The following is a 17,501-nucleotide window of genomic DNA, read 5'->3' on the forward strand; positions in this document are numbered from 1 at the left end:
CGCTTACGAGTGCAGTCGGGCCAACTCCTCGCGGCAATGGTCGACAAACAACTGCGCCGGTTTAGTCAGTTGCACGCGACGCAGCCAGGCCGCCGACAATCCCGAACCGGTGACGTCTTCCGCCAGCGGCACACACACGACTTGCTGGCCGTCGTAGGTGTAGTTGCTGAACGGTTTGGTCACCAGAATCGAAAAGCCGAAACCGTTGCCGACCATGCCGCGCACCATCTCGATCGACGGCGAGCTGAAGACGATGTTCGGCGTCAGCCCGCGCTCTTCGAAGATGCTCACGAAATAGGTGCGGCTCGGCACCACGTCGAGCAGGATCATCGGCTCCAGCACCAGATCATGCAGCGAGACTTTTGCCTGTTGCGCAAAGCGGTGGCTGGCCGGCAACAGCGCGTAAGGCTGCTGCGGCGGCATCAGCGGCGCGGTTTCAATGGTGCTGTCGAGGTCGTGTTCAAACATCATCGCCACGTCGATGCTGCCAGCGGTCAGCGCCTGCACCAACTCTTGTTGCTCGCCATCCCGAATGCGGATTTCCACCCCCGGCCAACGCGCCTTGAAACCAGCGATCAAGCGCGGCAGGTACAGCGGCGCGACGGTTTCGAAACAGCCGACATCGATCTGCCCCGCAACCACATCATTGTCGGCCAGCGCGTTCTGTTCGAACTCGTGCGCCACGCGCAACAGCTCCAGCGCCTTGCGATAGAACCGCGAGCCAGTGGGCGTCAGCGACACGCCTTGAGCGTGGTGCCGGATGAACAGCTGCACACCGAAACTTTCTTCCAGATGCTTGATCGCGGTGGAGACCGAGGGCTGCGCGATGTAGAGCTTGCGCGAGGCCTCGGCGACGCTGCCGCAGTCGGCTGTGGTGACGAAGTATTTGAGCTGGCGCAGGTTGTAGGCGGCCATGTGTCTCTCCAAAAAGAGCGTTGGTTTTCGCCTGTTTCCCTGGCGCACGATCAAGCTTGAACATACCGGACGCCGGCGCCAGCCCAAGCATATTTTTTTTAAGGTCTGTAGCAACAAACTTACTAATTTATCTCTCCCGAGGCTTTGCACATGATCACTTCAACAAGAAATGCGCCGCCCGTGCCGGCGCTTGCCGAAGTACGTCCACGTACTCATCCTTGCCTTGGAGTTTCGTCATGGCTACCCCTGCAGCATCCTCCGCTCCGCTGATTGAAAAACACACGATAGGCTACGTGCCGCCCGAAGATCGCCATGGAAAGGTCAGGGATCTGTTTACCCTCTGGTTCGGCGGCAACATCGCGCCGTTGCCCATCGTCACCGGTGCGCTGGGCGTGCAGCTGTTTCATTTGAATCTAGTCTGGGGCATCGTCGCCATTCTCGTCGGCCATCTGGTCGGCGGCGTGCTGATGGCGCTGCACTCGGCGCAAGGCCCGCAGATGGGCATCCCGCAGATGATCCAGAGCCGTGCGCAGTTCGGTTCCCTCGGGGCGTTGCTGGTGGTGCTGATTGCCGGTGTCATGTACATCGGCTTTTTCGCCTCCAACATCGTGCTGGCCGGCAAGTCGCTGCATGGCGTGGTCGACAGCGTTCCGGTGCCGGTCGGGATTGTCATCGGCGCACTCGGCTCGGGCATCATCGGCATCATTGGCTACCGCTTCATCCACGTGCTCAATCGCATCGGCACCTGGGTGCTGGGGATCGGCATCGTCGTCGGTTTCGGCTACATCTTCACGCACATCCAGACTGACGACTTCCTCACCCGGGGCAGCTTCAACCTGTCCGGCTGGCTGGCCACTGTGTCGCTGGCCGCGCTGTGGCAGATCGCGTTTGCGCCTTACGTGTCCGACTATTCGCGGTACTTGCCGGCCGACGTGAAAGTCTCGTCGACCTTCTGGACGACGTATCTGGGTTCGGCGCTGGGTTCGAGCCTGGCGTTCATTTTCGGTGCCGTCGCCGTGCTCGCAACACCGGTGGGCATGGACACCATGGACGCGGTCAAACTCGCTACCGGGTCCATTGGCCCGCTGATGCTGGTGCTGTTTCTGCTCAGCGTGATCAGCCACAACGCCCTCAATCTGTACGGCGCAGTGCTGTCGCTGATCACCCTGGTGCAGACCTTCGCCTACCGCTGGATCCCCACTGCCAAGAGCCGCGCAGTGATCTCGATCATCGTGCTGCTGGCCTGCTGCTTTGCTGCCGTCGGCGCCTCGAAGGACTTCATCGGCCACTTCGTCGACATGGTGCTGGTGTTGCTGGTGGTGCTGGTGCCGTGGACGGCGATCAACCTGATTGACTTCTACGCGATCCACAAGGGCCAGTACGACATCCAGTCGATCTTCCAGGTCGACGGCGGCATCTACGGCCGTTACAACCCGCAGGCCTTGCTGGCTTACGCGATCGGCATCGCCGTGCAGATCCCGTTCATGAACACGCCGCTGTACGTCGGCCCGGTATCGGCGCACATCAACGGCGCGGATCTGTCGTGGCTGGTGGGGCTGCTAGTGACCTCGCCGTTGTATTTCTGGCTGGCCAACCGCGACACGTCTTACCGTCGACGGATGATGGGCGGCAAACTGGCGGGCAGTCTGTGAGATTGCCTCGATGACCAACCAAGGCCCGCACTGTGCGGGCCTTGGTTATTTTGTGCAGGGTCGAAACGGCACGCCGTGCTCAACGTTATTTGCTTTTGAACGCCTCACGCCGCGCCTGTCGTTCAGCGGCGTAGGCTGCTTGTGGCTGGCTGATCAGATCCTGCCGACGCAGCGCTTCACCGCAGTGTTCGCACAGCGGTCCGAGACCGGCGCTGTGGTTGCAGCTTTTGTGGGTCATGTTCACCGCCAGCCCTTCCTGCGGTGATTTGCACCAGGTCTCTCCCCACGCACGCAGCGCCATGATCACCGGGTAGAACGCTTCACCTTTCGCCGTGAGGTGGTACTCGTAGCGTTTCGGCCGCTCGTTGTACAAGCGGCGTTCGACCAGCCCATCCGCCTCCAGACATTTCAGACGCGCGGCGACCATTTGCGGTGTACCGCCGGTCTGCGCCTGGATCTCGTCATAGCGATGATTGGCCATGAACAACTCGCGCAGAACCAGCACGGTCCAACGGTCGCCGACGATCGTCTCGGCCCGGGAGATCGGGCACAGCGTGTCGGGAAGACTATCGTTTACTGCCATCAGGGCTTGCCTCTTTTACAGTTACTATGATTATCATATCTACACGATGCCGGGACAAGCCCTGCGCACCGATCATCCCATTGCCGGAGCAAGCCGCCATGTCGAATACCCCTTATCCGCTGGACAGAACCGCGTACCTGTTGGTCGATCCGTACAACGATTTTCTCTCGGAGGGCGGCAAGGTTTTCCCGCTGATCAAGCCCATGGCCGAACAGAACGGCTTGCTCGACAATCTGCGCAAACTCGACCGCACGGTGCGCGACCTGAACATTCCGGTGGTCATCGTACCCCATCACCGTTGGGAAAAAGGCGACTACGAAAACTGGGATCACCCGACCCCCACGCAGTGCAAAATCATGCACATGCACCACTTTGCCCGGGGCGAATGGGGCGGTGAATGGCACCCGGATTTCGCCCCGCAAGCGGGCGACATTGTGGTTCAGGAACACTGGGGTTCCAGTGGTTTCGCCAACACCGACCTGGATTTTCGCCTGAAGCAGCGCGGCATCACCCACGTGATCATTGTCGGCCTGCTGGCCAACACCTGCATCGAAGCCACTGCGCGCTACGCCTCGGAACTGGGCTACCACGTCACCCTGGTCCGCGATGCAACGGCGGCGTTCAAAGCGGAAATGATGCACGCCGCCCACGAGCTCAACGGGCCGACCTTCGCTCACGTGATTGCCAGCACTGCCGAACTGATTGTCGACCTCGAATCTCAGGGGGACGCGCAATGAGTCTGACAGGCCATTTGCTGATCGGCGCGACGGATGTCGCCGCCACCGAAGGCACGATGAAAGCGCTGAACCCGGCCACTGAGCAGTTGATCGAACCGGACTTCGCCTTCGGCGGTGCCGCACAGGTCGATCAGGCTGCAACACTCGCCGATGCAGCGTTCGATCACTACAGCCACACCTCGCTGGTCGAGCGTGCCGCGTTTCTTGAAACCATCGCTGACAACCTCGATGAAGTGCGCAGCGAACTGGCGGCACGCGCCGCGCTGGAAACCGGACTGCCGCACGCCCAGCTCGAAAGCGAAGCCGCAAAAGCGGCGACCCAGTTCCGCCAGTTCGCTGATGTCGTGCGCAAGGGCCGCTTCCTGCAACTGGCGATCGACCCGGCGCAACCCGAGCGCCAGCCTCGCCCACGGATGGATCATCGCCTGCAAAAAATCGCCATCGGTCCGGTGGCGATTTTCGGCGCGAGCAACTTTCCGATCTCCTACTCGGTGGCGGGCGGCGATACCGCGTCGGCATTGGCGGCCGGCGCCACCGTGATTCTCAAGGCGCATAACGCCCATCCGGGGGCCTCGGAAATCCAGGCGCGGATCATTCGTAAAGCCGTGCAAGCGCATGGTTTGCCCGAAGGGGTTTTTTCCATGGTGCGTGGCGGCGGCAATGCCATCGGCGAAGCGCTGGTGGATCATCCGCTGATCAAGGCGGTGACCTTCACCGGGTCCGAAGCGGGTGGCATGGCGCTCTATCGCCGCGCGCAATTGCGCCCTGACCCGATCCCGGTATTCACCGAGATGACCAGCGTCAACCCAACCTTCATCCTGCCCGAGGCGCTGACAACTCGCGGCGCCGAGATTGGTGATGGCTTTATCGAGCGGATGCTGGTCAACGTCGGGCAGGCCTGCTTGTGCCCCTCGATCGTGATCGCCGTCCGCGGTGCGGGATTTGATGAACTGCGCAACGCCATGCGTAAACGGGTCAGCGCGGCACCCGCGCGAACAATGCTGACACCGGGCATTCACGGCGCCTACGTCGAGGGACTGGCAACAATGGAAGTTGTCGGCGCGCAGGTGATCGCCGTAGGCACACCGGCCGATGCCCCACTTGCCGGACGAGCTGCGTTGCTGGAAGTCGAGGGAGAGCAATGGCTCAGCGAACCGGCACTGGCCCATGAGGTGTTTGGTCCGTCGGCGCTATTGGTTGCCGTCAACGATGAAGCCGAGTTACTGGCCGTCGCCCGTTCGTTCAGAGGGCAGCTCAGCGCGGCGATTCACCTTGAGAATACTGACTTGGGATTGGCCCGGCGCCTGCTGCCGATTCTCGAACGCCGCACTGGGCGCATCGTGGTCAACGCGTTCGCGCATCCACAGGAAGTGACCTTTGCCACGGTACACGGCGGCCCTTTTCCGGCGACCTCGGACAGCCGCTTCACTTCCGTCGGCATGACCTCGATCGAGCGCTTCTTGCGGCCCGTGGCGTATCAGGGGTTTCCCGATGAGCTGTTGCCAGACGTGTTGCGCGAAGGCAATCCGCTGAATCTGCCGCGCAGCGTCGACGGGCAATAACGGTAACCGAGTGCGCGCAGACGCGATCATGCATCGGCGCGCACCACGCCGCGCTCTTCCAGCAAGCGCACAAACATGCTGAGGCTGCGCGACACCGTGCCCCGTCGCCACACCAGCCACGTGGTCAGATAGCGAAAATCCGCCGCCAATGGCCACACGCTGACGGTCGCGCTGCCGGGCATGCTCTGCAGCATTTTGCGCGGCATCAGCGCCAGGCCGGCACCGGCGCTGACACAGGCGAGCATGCCGTGATAGGACTCCATTTCGAAGATCTTGCCCGGCACGGCAGCGTCGGTGCTGAACCATTTTTCAAAATGGTGACGGTAGGAACAGTTGGAGCGGAAGGCATAAATATTCTCGCCGTTTACGTCCGCCGCGCGCTTGACGGGAGCGTGATTGAGCGGCGCGATGATGACCATTTCCTCCTCGAACGCCGGCACGCCTTCCAGCGTCGGATGCAGCACAGGACCGTCGACAAACGCTGCAGCCAGGCGTCCGGACAACACGCCGTCAATCATGGTGCCGGACGGTCCGGTGGACAGGTCCAGATCGACTTTCGGGTGCAACTGGTTGTACGCCGCCAGCAATTCGGGAATGCGCACCGCCGCCGTACTTTCCAGCGAACCCAACGGAAACGCACCCTGCGGTTCCTCCCCCGCCACCGTCGCCCGGGCCTCTTGCACCAGGTCGAGAATCCGTCGCGCGTATTCAAGAAAACTCCACCCCGCTGGCGACAGGCGCAAACGGCTTTTCTCGCGGATAAACAGATCAACGCCCAGATCCTGCTCAAGTTGCTTGATCCGCGTGGTCAGGTTCGATGGCACGCGATGGATCTGCGTCGCGGCGGCGCTGATGCTGCCGTGTTCGGCAACGGCTTTGAAGATTTCCAGCTGCACCAGATCCACAGTCATTCTCCAATCATGAAAGAAACGATCTTTATTATTCAGTTTCCAGAAAACAAACACCACCCTACTCTAGGCTCATCCGACGAACATGCAGGACGATGCCATGAGCCAGATTTCCAGCCAGACCCACGCTATCTCGATCAACCCCGCCACCGGCGAGCAGCTCGCTCATTACGCGTTTGAATCCGCGCAAGCGCTCGACGCCGCACTGACCCGCGCCGCCTACGGCTTCGGCAAATGGAAGCGCAAGCCGTTGCAGGATCGCTCGCGTTTGTTGACCGCCCTCGCCGGCTCACTGCGCGAAACCAGCGAAGCCATGGCCACCATGATCACCCTGGAAATGGGCAAGCCAATTGCTCAAGCCCGCGGTGAAATCGAAAAATGCGCCAAGCTTTGCGAGTGGTACGCCGAACACGGCCCGGCCATGCTCGACGCTGAACCGACCCAGGTTGAAGGCGGCAAGGCGCGCATCGAGTACCGTCCGCTCGGCCCGATCCTCGCGGTGATGCCGTGGAACTTCCCGATCTGGCAAGTGCTGCGCGGTGCCGTTCCGGCGCTGATCGCCGGCAACACTTACGTGCTCAAGCATGCGCCGAACGTGATGGGCAGCGCTTATCTGTTGCGCGATGCCTTCACCCGCGCCGGTTTCGCCGAGGGTGTTTTTGAGGTGATCAACGTCACCCCGGAAGGCGTTTCCACCGCGATCGCCGATGCGCGCATTGCCGCTGTGACCCTGACCGGTAGCGTGCGTGCCGGTATGGCCATCGGCGCTCAGGCCGGTGCCGCGTTGAAGAAATGCGTGCTGGAACTGGGCGGCTCGGACCCGTTTATCGTGCTCAATGACGCCGATCTGGACGAAGCCGTGCAAGCGGCAGTCATCGGTCGCTACCAGAACTCCGGCCAGGTCTGCGCCGCAGCCAAGCGACTGATCATCGAGGAAGGCGTAGTCGAAGAATTCACCCGTAAATTCGTCGAAGCCACGCGCCAGTTGAAGGTCGGCGATCCGTTGTCCAGCGAAACCTACATCGGCCCGATGGCGCGTTTCGACCTGCGCGATGAACTCGACCAGCAAGTGCGCGACACCCTGGAAGAAGGCGCGACGCTGTTGCTCGGCGGCGGCAAGTCCGAAGGCCCGGGCAACTACTACGAACCGACCGTGCTGGGCGATGTCACCGACCGCATGACTTCGTTCAAACAGGAGCTGTTCGGCCCGGTCGCTTCGATCATCACCGCCCGCGATTGCGCGCATGCCGTGGCCTTGGCCAACGACAGCGAGTTCGGCCTGACCGCAACGATCTACACCGCCAACGTGGCACTGGCCCAGCAACTGACCAGCGAACTGGACACCGGCGGCGTGTTCATCAACGGCTACTCCGCCAGCGACCCGCGCGTGACCTTTGGCGGCGTGAAGAAGAGCGGTTTCGGTCGTGAACTGTCGCACTTCGGCGTGCGCGAGTTCTGCAATGCCCAGACCGTGTGGCTGGATCGCAAATAACCCGGCCATTGCACGATTCACCTCTTGGAGCTGCGGCGCTGCGATCCTTTGACTTTGCTTTTGAAGATCAAAAGATCGCAGCGTGCCGCAGCTCCAAGAGGTTTTGGGGCACTTAAAAGTACTTCAACCAGGCAATGTCACGCCGCCGGGCCTTCAACGCCGAAAACCAGCGTACCGCCGGAAACAGCGCAACCGCGAGAATGACCGCCGCCAACCAGATCGCCGCCACCGACGAAAAGCCGAAATAGCTGCCCTGATTCAGCCCGAACAGGGCCACGCCGATCAGGTACAGCATCTTCAACACGTACAAATGCAGCAGATAGAAAAACATCGGTGCCGAACCGAACACGGTCAGCCAACGGATCCAGCGCCGATCCTGTACCCGCTCGAACGCCAACAGCAGCAATAACCCGACGCTCACCGTCAACGCGATAAACAGCAGCGACGGTGGATATTTGGTGATGTTGAAGAAACTCATCAGGGTGTGCGGCAACGTATCGCCCACTGCCCAGGCTTTCTCGCCGTAGCCATTGATCAGCCGCAGCCCGACAAAGCCCAGCAGCCCTGCGCTACCCATGATCAGCAGGTGACTCTGACGCAAACTCGCCTCAACGCCCCGGGCAAACCACGGTCCCAGCGCATACCCCAGACCGATCACGCCGATCCATGGCAGCAAAGGATAGGAGGTGCGCAGGCGCAGATTTTCGCTGACGTCGATCCAGCCGCGATCATGCAAGATCGCCCATGGCACGTGCAGCGCCGACTCCACTGGAAAATGCACCGCATCGAGCAGGTTGTGTCCGGCGATGATCATCAGGCTCAACATCAGCAGCAGCCAGCGCGGCAACCACACCAGCAGCGACAGGGCGATCATGCTCAAACCGATCGCCCAGATCACTTGCAGATAAATCACGCTCGGCGGCAGCTGGAATGTCCAGGCGAAGTTCACCAACGTGAACTCCAGCACCACCAGAAACAGACCGCGCTTGAACAGAAACGCACTGACATCGGCCTTGCCCGCGTACTTTTCGCCAAACAACCACGCCGACAATCCCGTCAACAACACGAACACCGGCGCACACAGATGCGCCAACGTGCGACTGACAAACAGCGCCGGCTCGGTGCTGGCAATGTCCATCGGATCGGCGACCTGACGATGCAGCAAAAAGGTTTCACGCACGTGGTCCAGCAGCATGAACACAATGACCAGGCCTCTGAGGGCATCAATGGACAGCAGCCGGCCAGTCAACGGGGCAGAACGGGGAAGCACATTCGTCATAAGCGTTTCGCAATAGAGGGGATAACAGCAGGCGCCACAACGGAGCACCCTGAAAAATTTGCGTTACCTTATAACACTAAAAAGCAAAATCCCAAGTCCAATCGATAGCATTTCTCAGAAAACCGCAGGCAGATCACGCCACCCAAGTTGCCCTCCCGCCTCAGGCTTCTATAGTGATCAGGTCCCCCTGCCCTTGCGGCCTGTTGTCGAGCGTTGTCCATGATCAACACCGAACACCTGATCATCTGCGAGCACTGCGACTGCGTGTACGAAAAAGCCGTGCTGGGCAAACACCAGAAAACCTCGTGCGTGCGTTGCGGCGGCGTGCTCCAGCGTTTCAACGGTTTGACCGTCGAACAGCGCCTGGCCCTGACCTTCACGGCAGCGATGCTGTGGCTGTTCGCCAATTTCTATCCAGTGATGAGCATCAGCCTCAAAGGCCTGAAAAACAGCGCGACGCTATGGGATTCGGTGCTGGCGCTGAGTCAGGGACCGATCACGTTCATGGCGATGGTCGCGGCGATTGCGATCATCATCGCGCCAGCGTTTCAACTGGTGCTGCTGGTCTGGGTGCTCAGCTTCGCGCTGTCATCGCAACGTGCACCGGGCTTCAAGTTGTGCATGCGCTGGCTGGAGACCCTGCGGCCGTGGAGCATGCTCGAGGTGTGTCTGCTGGGGGCGATGGTGGCGGTGTTCAAACTGGCGGGGATGCTCGACGTGCTGCCCGGCATCGGCCTGTTCGCGCTGGCCGTGCTCAGCCTGATGATGATCAGGATTGCCGGCCGCGATATTCGTGACCTCTGGGACATTCCATGAAACGACCCGCGACTGCCAGCGAACTCAATCTGTGCCTCTGTCACAGCTGTGGCCTGGCCTGTGACATGACCGACGAGCCGCACCAATGCCCGCGCTGCGATGCGCCGCTGCATCGGCGCAAGACCAACTCACTGACGCGCACCTGGGCGTATCTGCTCGCTGCGCTGGCATTTTACGTGCCGGCCAATCTGCTGCCGGTAATGAACACCACCATGCTCGGCAACGGCGCGGACAGCACGATCATGAGCGGCGTGCTGGAGTTCTGGCAGCATGGCGCGTGGGACATCGCACTGATCATCTTTATCGCCAGTATCGCCGTGCCGGGCATCAAATTCGTCGCCCTGTCACTGTTGTTGATCACCGTGCAACGCGACAGTGGCTGGGCACGCCGGGAGCGCTCGAAAATGTTTCGCTTCGTCGAGTTGATCGGCTACTGGTCGATGCTCGATGTGCTGGTGGTCGCACTGGTCGCGGCGCTGGTGAAATTCCAGACACTGGGCGATATCGAACCGCGGCCGGGTATCCTGTTCTTCGGCATGGTCGTGGTGCTGACCATGCTCTCGGCAATGAGCTTCGACCCCCGGCTGATCTGGGACAACGCTCCGGACGATGAACCGCTCAGCGACGCAGAACCGCCAGCAGCACCTGCAACGGATGACGCAGTGCCCGGTCCGACTGGCGCTTGACCTGACTGCGGCAGGAATAACCGGTCGCCAGTGCTTCGCCCTGCTCTGCCGGCGCCTCGATCTGACTTGCCCACGACTGCTCGTAGATCACTGCTGAAGTTTCGCGATTGCGCGCTTCGTGACCGTAAGTCCCGGACATGCCGCAGCAACCGGTGGCTTGCGTGGCCAGTTTCAAACCGACACGTTCAAACACTTGCTCCCATTGTCGGGTCGCGGCCGGGGCGTTGGTTTTCTCGGTGCAATGGGCGAGCAGTCGGAACGATGCGCTGTCATCCTGCGACGCATGCTCCGGCATCACCTTGAGCAACCACTCCTGCACCAGCGCCACTTCCGGGCATTGCTGCATGCCGGGGACTTTCAGGTATTCCTGGCGATACACCAACGTCATCGCCGGATCGAGGCCCAGCAACGGCACACCGATATCCGCCAACTCCCGCAACTGCCGGGCGTTGCGCAACGCCGCGCGGTTGAACGCCGAAAGAAAGCCCTGCACGTGCAACGGCTTGCCATTGGCGCTGAACGGCGCCAGATACACCTGATAACCCAGACGCGAAATCAGCTCGACCAGATCGGCCAACAGCGGTGCTTCGAAGTAGCGGGTGAAGGCATCCTGCACGATGACCACGCTGCGTTCGCGTTGCCCCGGAGTCAGCGTCGCCAGGGTCGACACCGTCGCCGGTTGCACCTGCCAGCGGCGCATCGCCGCGTGGAAATCGAAACGACTGAGCAACGGCACGTCGATCATACCGCCGACGCGTTCCAGCAGCCCGCGCACCCACGTAGCGCCCATCAACCCGTTGTACAACGCAGGAATCCGCGCCATGTACGGGATGCTGTATTCCAGCGAGGCGATCAGGTAATCCCGCGCCGGGCGCAAATAACGGCTGTGATAGAGCTCGAGAAAGCGCGAACGAAACTCCGGCACATTGACCTTCACCGGGCACTGCCCCGCGCAGGATTTGCACGCCAGGCAACCGGCCATGGCGTCGTAGACCTCATGGGAGAAGTCCGCTGACGGATCGCGGCTGTTGCGCCAGCGCTGCCACAACGTGCTGAAAAACTTCGGTTTGCGAATCGCCTCAGACAACACATCGACACCCGCCTCGCCCTGCAAGCGCAGCCACTCGCGGATCAACGAGGCGCGGCCCTTGGGCGATTGCGCACGCTCGCGGGTGGCTTTCCACGACGGGCACATCGCGTCGTCAGGATCGAAGTTGTAGCAGGCGCCGTTGCCGTTGCAATGCATGGCGGCGCCGTAGCTCTGCCAGACTTTTTCGTCGATCTGTCGATCCAGTTCACCGCGCAAAGTGACTTCGTCGATTTTCAGCAGCGCAGCGTCAGTGTTGGCCGGGGTGGCGATCTTGCCCGGGTTGAACTGGTTGAACGGGTCGAACGCGGCCTTCAAGGCTTGCAGCGCCGGGTAAAGTTCACCGAAAAAGGCCGGCGCGTATTCCGAGCGCAAGCCTTTGCCGTGCTCGCCCCACAACAGGCCACCGTAACGCTGGGTCAGCGCGGCAACGCCATCGGACACCGGGCGCACCAATGCCGCTTGCTGCGGGTCTTTCATGTCGAGAATCGGCCGCACGTGCAGCACGCCCGCGTCGACGTGGCCAAACATGCCGTACTGCAAACCGTGGCTGTCGAGCAAATCGCGCAACTCGGCGATGTACTCGGCCAGGTGCTGCGGTGGTACGGCAGTGTCTTCGACAAACGGCTGCGGCCGTGCTTCACCGGCGACGTTGCCGAGCAAGCCCACCGCACGTTTGCGCATGCCGTAGACCTTGTTCACCGCCGCGTGTCCGACCGCTAGCGTGTGGCCCAAACGCTCGACAGTACGGTCGTTGCTCAAGTGTTCGACGAACGCCTCGACCCGGCGCTGCAGCTCTTCGGAATCATCACCACAGAACTCCACCAGATTGATGCCCAAGGTCGGGCGCTCGGCGCTTTCCGGGAAATACTCGGCGACGCCGTGCCAGACGATGTCCTGCATCGCCAGCAGCAAGACTTTCGAGTCGACGGTTTCGATCGACAATGGCTTGAGCGCCATCAGCGCGCGAGCGTCGCGCAGTGCGTCCATGAAGCCGGCGTAGCGGATGTTCACCAGCATCGTATGCTTGGGAATCGGCAAGACATTCAGCCGCGCCTCGACGACAAACCCCAGCGAGCCTTCAGCACCGCACAGCACGCTGTTGAGGTTGAAACGATTGTCCGCCTCACGCAGGTGCGCCAGGTCATAACCGGTCAGGCAGCGGTTGAGGTCGGGGAAACGCTGTTTGATCAGCTCACCCTGCTCATCAATGATCTGCCGGGCGCAGCGATAGACCTCGCCGATACGATCCTCGCGGGCACACAACGCTTCAAGCTCACTTTCCTCAAGGGGCAAACCGTGCAGGCGCTCGCCACCGCGCAAAACCATATCGAGTTCGAGCACATGGTCGCGGGTCTTGCCGTAGGTGCAACTGCCCTGACCGCTGGCGTCGGTGTTGATCATGCCGCCGACGGTGGCGCGGTTGGAGGTCGACAGCTCCGGGGCGAAAAACAGCCCGGCGGATTTCAATGCGGCGTTGAGCTGATCCTTGACCACCCCGGCCTGCACCCGCACCCAGCGTTGCTCGACGTTGATTTCCAGAATGCGGTTCATGTGCCGCGACAGGTCGACGACGATGCCGTCCGTCAGCGATTGGCCGTTGGTGCCGGTGCCGCCGCCACGCGGGGTGATCAGCACCTGCTGATAGGTCGGTTCGGCGATCAGCCGCGCCACCCGCGCCACGTCCTCGGCGTCCAGCGGAAACACCGCCGCTTGCGGCAGGCGCTGATAGATCGAGTTATCCGTCGCCAGCACCACACGGCTGGCGTAATCGGCGCTGATCTCACCGCGAAAGCCGCTGGCTTTCAGGGCTTGGAGGAACTGCTGGTAATCGCGGGTCAGGGCTTTGGCGGGAGACAGCAGGGCAATCATCGGTCAGGTTTTCTCGGTCAAATCGGGCCGCGTGGCGGTGAACAGTTGTACGCAACGAATGATTGCGTCAGGCTCCGCCATCTCAGGGTGCCCATGTTCATGGCTGATGAACCTCGGGACAACCGTAATTTAGACCCGCTATCGATGACTTTTACGAATGAATCCGCGCACGCTCACCCCGTCCATGTCGTTATTGCTGGCCTTTGAGGCGGCGGCGCGCCACGAAAGCTACACCCGCGCCGCGCATGAACTGTCGCTGACGCAGAGCGCGGTCAGCCGCCAGGTGCAAATTCTCGAGAAGATGCTCGGCATGCGCCTGTTCACGCGCGAAGGCCGGCAAGTGGTGCTGACCGACGTCGGACGCATGTATCAGCGCGAACTCGCCGAAGCGTTGGGGCAGATTCGCAGTGCCACGCTGCAGGCAATGGCGTTCGGCTCGGGCATTCACAGCTTGCGCCTGGCGACGCTGCCGACTTTCGGTTCGAAATGGCTGCTGCCACGCCTGAAGGATTTCTACACGGCGCATCCGGGCATGACCGTGCATCTGCATTCGCGGATCGAAGCGATCGACTTCGATACCAGCGAAATCGATGCCGCGATCTGCGTCGGCGGCGGGGACTGGCCTGGGTTGACTGCCCTGCCCTTGCACACCGAGGAACTGGTGGTGATCGCCAGTGCGCAGTTGTCCGTTGCTGAACGCGATGACGCCGAACGACACATCGCCGGGCAACTGCTGCTCAATGTCAGCAGCAATGCCCAGGCCTGGGCGGAGTGGTTCAGTCATCACGGCTTACCGCACCGCAGCATGCGCATCGGCCCGAGTTTTGAAATGACCTCGCACTTGATTCAGGCGGTGCGGGCCAATATTGGTGTGGGATTGGTGCCGCGAATTCTGGTTGAGGATGAGTTGTTGAATGGCGAGCTGCTGCAACTGGGCGAGCCGATTACCAGTCGCCGCAGCTATTACCTGGTGTATCCGCCGCGCAATGAGAATCTGCCGTCACTGAAAGCGTTTCGGGATTGGCTGATAGAAACGTTGTAACCGTGAGGACGCCAATCGCGAGCAGGCTCACTCCTACGGTTGGAATGCGTTTCCCTGTAGGAGTGAGCCCGCTCGCGATGGCGTCAATGCAGACACTTCAAAATCTCGGTTTAACTGCCTTCCAGTCCGGCTTGTAGCGCTGCATCTGCCGCACATCATCGCGCTGGCGAATCCCGCAGGTCAGGTACTGATCATGCAGCTTGTCCAACTGCTCATGATCCAGCTCCAGGCCAAGCCCCGGCGCGCGAGTGATTTTCACGCAGCCATCGACAATCGGCAGCTTGCCACCCTTGATCACCTCTTCATCCGGTTCCTGCCACGGGTAATGGGTGTCGCAGGCGTAATCCAGATTCGGCACGGCCGCCGCCACATGCGCCATTGCCATCAGGCTGATGCCCAAATGTGAATTGGAATGCATCGACACGCCGAGACCGAACACATCGCACATCTTCGCCAGCGTCTGCGTGTCGCGCAGACCGCCCCAGTAGTGGTGATCGGCAAGCACGATCTGCACGCTGTTCTGCGCGACGCTGCGGCGGAACTCGTCAAAATCGGTGACCACCATGTTGGTCGCCAGTGGCAGACCGGTGCGCTTGTGCAGCTCGGCCATGCCCTCGAGGCCCGGGGTCGGGTCTTCGTAATACTGCAGATCATCGCCGAGCAATTCGGCCATGCGAATCGAGGTTTCCAGCGACCAGTTGCCGTTCGGATCGATGCGCAACGGGTAACCGGGAAAAGCTTTTTTCAACGCCTTGATGCACGCCACTTCATGCTCCGGCGGCAACGTACCAGCCTTGAGTTTGATGCTTTTGAAACCGTACGCCTCGATCATCCGTGCGGCCTGCGCAACGATCTGTTGCTCGCTGAGCGCCTCGCCCCAGTTGTCCGGTTTGTACGGCGAATCGACATGCTGCGCGTACTTGAAGAACAGGTAGGCGCTGAACGGCACTTCATCGCGAATCGCGCCGCCGAGCAGATCCACCAGCGGCACATTCAGGTAATGCGCCTGCAAATCGAGGAACGCGACTTCGAACGCCGAGTAGGCGTTGCTCACCGCTTTACTGGCATGGGAACCGGGCGCCAGTTCGGCCCCAGCAATACTCGCCGGTTTGTTCGCCGCGACGGTGGCCTGGACGATGGCGCGCAGCTGATTGAGGTTAAACGGGTCGAGGCCGATCAGCTGCGCCTGCAACTGTTGCTGGATCGCCAGTGCCGGGGCATCGCCATAGCTTTCGCCGAGGCCGATGTAGCCGTTGTCGCTTTCGATCTCGATGATCGAACGCAGGGCAAAGGGTTCGTGAATGCCGCTGGCATTGAGCAGCGGCGGATCACGGAAGGCAATCGGGGTCACGGTGACACGAGTGATTTTCAAGATAACGCTCCTGACAGATCAACAATCAATTCAATGGCTCGCGGCCGGGCTGGCCGTCGTCGCGACGGCGGTATTGTCATCGGGCTTTGCCGGGGTTTTACCCTTGGCACCGGGCGCGGTGCGGGCGAAGAAGATCACCACCGCAGCGATCAGCGAGGTTGCCGCCAGACCGTACAGACCGCCCTCGATGGAGCCGGTGGTTTGTTCGAGAAAGCCAAACGCCGTCGGCGCAACGAAACCGCCGAGGTTGCCGATGGAGTTGATCAGCGCGATCACCGCCGCCGCGATGCGTGCATCCAGATAGCTTTGCGGAATCGGCCAGAACAATGCCGAGGCAGCCTTGAAGCCAATGGCGGCGAAGCAGATCGCGACGAAAGCGAAGATCGGCCCACCGGTGGTCGACATGAACATGCCGATCGCGGCGATCACCAGCGTCAGCGCGACCCAGGCCTGTTGAAACTTCCACTTGCCGGCCATCGCCGCGAAACCGTACATGGCGACAATCGAAATGATCCACGGAATCGAATTGAGCAGACCGACCTGAAAGTCGCCGAGGTTGCCCATTTTCTTGATCATGCTCGGCAACCAGAACGTCGCGCCGTAAATAGTCAGGGCGATGGAAAAGTAAATGAAGCAGAACAGCGCAATCTGCCGATCCGCCAACAGTTTGAACATCGAGGGTTTGGCCGCCTGCACCGCCTCACGAGCGCGCTGTTCTTCGGCAATCGCGGCCACCAGCGCTTCGCGCTCCTCTTCGCTCAGCCACCTGGCCTGACGCGGGTGCGATTGCAGCCAGAACCAGACAAACGCGCAGAGCACCACCGAGGCGGCGCCCTCAATCAGGAACATCCACTGCCAGCCATGCAGACCCAGCCCGCTGATGTGCAGCAACGCACCGGACACCGGGCCGGAAATCACCGAGGCGATCGCCGAACCGCTGAGGAACACCGCCATGGTCTTGCCCCGCTCGGAGGCCGGCAGCCATTGGGTGAAGTAATAAATGATCCCCGGAAAGAACCCGGCTTCGGCCGCACCGAGAATAAAGCGCAGCACATAGAAACTGGTTTCACCCCTGACAAACGCCATGGCCATGGCGGCAGCGCCCCAGGTAAACATGATCCGCGTCAGCCAGACCCGTGCGCCGTAACGCTGCAGGAGCATGTTGGAGGGCACTTCGAACAGCGCGTAGCCCACGAAGAACAGGCCGGCGCCGAGGCCATAGGCCGCCGCGCCGATACCCAGATCGGTTTCCAGATGACTGCGCACGAAACCGATGTTGACCCGATCGATGTAATTGACGATGAACATCACCACGAACAGCGGCAGCACGTGGCGCTTGACCTTGGCGGCGGCACGGGCAAGAACCGTGACGTCCAGCGGACTCTGGAGGGTTTTCAAGGGCGACTCCCGATCTTGTTTTTTTAGGGATGGCGTAAAGCAATGGGCCGATCATGGACGCGGGGCATTGATCCCGTCTAATCTAACTTGGCATTCGATT

At 61.1% G+C, this 17,501-nt stretch carries 14 protein-coding genes; 7 read left to right on the forward strand and 7 right to left on the reverse strand.

What is annotated here, in order from left to right:
* Window positions 1-3 precede the first annotated feature (3 nt).
* The gene (locus ACM6IV_RS10610) at window positions 4-915 is read right to left on the reverse strand and encodes a LysR family transcriptional regulator (RefSeq protein WP_414869917.1); all 912 of its coding nucleotides are present in this window, start codon (window positions 913-915) and stop codon (window positions 4-6) included.
* Window positions 916-1,151: 236 nt separating this feature from the next.
* Here ACM6IV_RS10610 and ACM6IV_RS10615 point away from each other — a divergent pair, with 236 nt between their 5' ends.
* Window positions 1,152-2,567, forward strand: coding sequence for a purine-cytosine permease family protein (locus ACM6IV_RS10615; protein ID WP_414869918.1), 1,416 nt, complete (start codon window positions 1,152-1,154; stop codon window positions 2,565-2,567).
* An 85-nt stretch (window positions 2,568-2,652) separates the two neighbouring features.
* Here the strand turns inward: ACM6IV_RS10615 and ACM6IV_RS10620 are convergent, their stop codons facing one another.
* Window positions 2,653-3,150 carry a winged helix-turn-helix transcriptional regulator gene (locus tag ACM6IV_RS10620; RefSeq protein ID WP_414869919.1) on the reverse strand — a complete coding sequence of 166 codons (498 nt, stop codon included), beginning with the start codon at window positions 3,148-3,150 and terminating at the stop codon, window positions 2,653-2,655.
* 98 nt (window positions 3,151-3,248) lie between these two features.
* On the opposite strand from ACM6IV_RS10620, the gene ACM6IV_RS10625 reads away from it, so the two are divergent.
* Window positions 3,249-3,887, forward strand: coding sequence for an isochorismatase family cysteine hydrolase (locus ACM6IV_RS10625; RefSeq protein WP_414869920.1), 639 nt, complete (start codon window positions 3,249-3,251; stop codon window positions 3,885-3,887).
* On the forward strand, window positions 3,884-5,449 hold the full coding sequence (locus tag ACM6IV_RS10630) for an aldehyde dehydrogenase (NADP(+)) (RefSeq protein ID WP_414869921.1): 1,566 nt from the start codon (window positions 3,884-3,886) through the stop codon (window positions 5,447-5,449). The genes ACM6IV_RS10625 and ACM6IV_RS10630 overlap by 4 nt, the downstream gene beginning before the upstream one ends.
* Before the next feature lie 26 nt (window positions 5,450-5,475).
* Here the strand turns inward: ACM6IV_RS10630 and ptrR are convergent, their stop codons facing one another.
* On the reverse strand, window positions 5,476-6,354 hold the full coding sequence (ptrR, locus tag ACM6IV_RS10635) for a putrescine utilization regulator PtrR (protein WP_093437993.1): 879 nt from the start codon (window positions 6,352-6,354) through the stop codon (window positions 5,476-5,478).
* A 103-nt stretch (window positions 6,355-6,457) separates the two neighbouring features.
* On the opposite strand from ptrR, the gene ACM6IV_RS10640 reads away from it, so the two are divergent.
* Entirely contained in the window at window positions 6,458-7,849 is a 1,392-nt protein-coding gene (locus tag ACM6IV_RS10640; RefSeq protein WP_414869922.1) for an aldehyde dehydrogenase family protein, read from the forward strand.
* A 112-nt stretch (window positions 7,850-7,961) separates the two neighbouring features.
* Here ACM6IV_RS10640 and ACM6IV_RS10645 read toward each other — a convergent pair whose 3' ends face one another.
* Window positions 7,962-9,128 carry a DUF1624 domain-containing protein gene (locus ACM6IV_RS10645; protein ID WP_414869923.1) on the reverse strand — a complete coding sequence of 389 codons (1,167 nt, stop codon included), beginning with the start codon at window positions 9,126-9,128 and terminating at the stop codon, window positions 7,962-7,964.
* A gap of 219 nt (window positions 9,129-9,347) precedes the next feature.
* Between ACM6IV_RS10645 and ACM6IV_RS10650 the strand changes: the two genes are divergently transcribed.
* Together ACM6IV_RS10650 and ACM6IV_RS10655 are read left to right on the forward strand one after the other, a co-directional pair.
* Window positions 9,348-9,944 (forward strand): paraquat-inducible protein A, encoded by a 597-nt coding sequence (locus ACM6IV_RS10650; RefSeq protein ID WP_414869924.1) that lies wholly within the window; start codon window positions 9,348-9,350, stop codon window positions 9,942-9,944.
* Window positions 9,941-10,630: a paraquat-inducible protein A gene (locus ACM6IV_RS10655; protein ID WP_414869925.1), complete on the forward strand. Its 690-nt coding sequence runs from the start codon at window positions 9,941-9,943 to the stop codon at window positions 10,628-10,630. The genes ACM6IV_RS10650 and ACM6IV_RS10655 overlap by 4 nt, the downstream gene beginning before the upstream one ends.
* Here ACM6IV_RS10655 and ACM6IV_RS10660 read toward each other — a convergent pair.
* Complete coding sequence (locus tag ACM6IV_RS10660; RefSeq protein ID WP_414869926.1) at window positions 10,563-13,589, reverse strand: FAD-binding and (Fe-S)-binding domain-containing protein; 3,027 nt, start codon at window positions 13,587-13,589, stop codon at window positions 10,563-10,565. The two genes, ACM6IV_RS10655 and ACM6IV_RS10660, sit on opposite strands and share 68 nt — an antisense overlap.
* Before the next feature lie 157 nt (window positions 13,590-13,746).
* Here ACM6IV_RS10660 and ACM6IV_RS10665 point away from each other — a divergent pair, with 157 nt between their 5' ends.
* Entirely contained in the window at window positions 13,747-14,631 is an 885-nt protein-coding gene (locus ACM6IV_RS10665) for a LysR substrate-binding domain-containing protein (RefSeq protein WP_414869927.1), read from the forward strand.
* A gap of 97 nt (window positions 14,632-14,728) precedes the next feature.
* On the opposite strand, the gene ACM6IV_RS10670 is transcribed toward ACM6IV_RS10665, so the two are convergent.
* Together ACM6IV_RS10670 and ACM6IV_RS10675 are read right to left on the reverse strand one after the other, a co-directional pair.
* A complete protein-coding gene (locus ACM6IV_RS10670) occupies window positions 14,729-16,003 on the reverse strand; it encodes a glucarate dehydratase family protein (protein WP_414869928.1) in 1,275 nt (424 codons plus the stop codon).
* Window positions 16,004-16,033: 30 nt separating this feature from the next.
* Window positions 16,034-17,401 carry an MFS transporter gene (locus tag ACM6IV_RS10675; RefSeq protein ID WP_414869929.1) on the reverse strand — a complete coding sequence of 456 codons (1,368 nt, stop codon included), beginning with the start codon at window positions 17,399-17,401 and terminating at the stop codon, window positions 16,034-16,036.
* Between the last annotated feature and the right edge of the window lie 100 nt (window positions 17,402-17,501).

Source organism: Pseudomonas sp. IT-347P (genome assembly GCF_949768005.1).
Taxonomy (GTDB): domain Bacteria; phylum Pseudomonadota; class Gammaproteobacteria; order Pseudomonadales; family Pseudomonadaceae; genus Aquipseudomonas.

Bases quoted from the DNA above. Each gene is read 5' to 3' on its own strand.
- ACM6IV_RS10610 (WP_414869917.1), bottom strand. From the start codon at position 915: ATGGCCGCCTACAACCTGCGCCAGCTCAAATACTTCGTCACCACAGCC.
- ACM6IV_RS10615 (WP_414869918.1), top strand. From the start codon at position 1,152: ATGGCTACCCCTGCAGCATCCTCCGCTCCGCTGATTGAAAAACACACG.
- ACM6IV_RS10620 (WP_414869919.1), bottom strand. From the start codon at position 3,150: ATGGCAGTAAACGATAGTCTTCCCGACACGCTGTGCCCGATCTCCCGG.
- ACM6IV_RS10625 (WP_414869920.1), top strand. From the start codon at position 3,249: ATGTCGAATACCCCTTATCCGCTGGACAGAACCGCGTACCTGTTGGTC.
- ACM6IV_RS10630 (WP_414869921.1), top strand. From the start codon at position 3,884: ATGAGTCTGACAGGCCATTTGCTGATCGGCGCGACGGATGTCGCCGCC.
- ACM6IV_RS10640 (WP_414869922.1), top strand. From the start codon at position 6,458: ATGAGCCAGATTTCCAGCCAGACCCACGCTATCTCGATCAACCCCGCC.
- ACM6IV_RS10645 (WP_414869923.1), bottom strand. From the start codon at position 9,128: ATGACGAATGTGCTTCCCCGTTCTGCCCCGTTGACTGGCCGGCTGCTG.
- ACM6IV_RS10650 (WP_414869924.1), top strand. From the start codon at position 9,348: ATGATCAACACCGAACACCTGATCATCTGCGAGCACTGCGACTGCGTG.
- ACM6IV_RS10655 (WP_414869925.1), top strand. From the start codon at position 9,941: ATGAAACGACCCGCGACTGCCAGCGAACTCAATCTGTGCCTCTGTCAC.
- ACM6IV_RS10660 (WP_414869926.1), bottom strand. From the start codon at position 13,589: ATGATTGCCCTGCTGTCTCCCGCCAAAGCCCTGACCCGCGATTACCAG.
- ACM6IV_RS10665 (WP_414869927.1), top strand. From the start codon at position 13,747: ATGAATCCGCGCACGCTCACCCCGTCCATGTCGTTATTGCTGGCCTTT.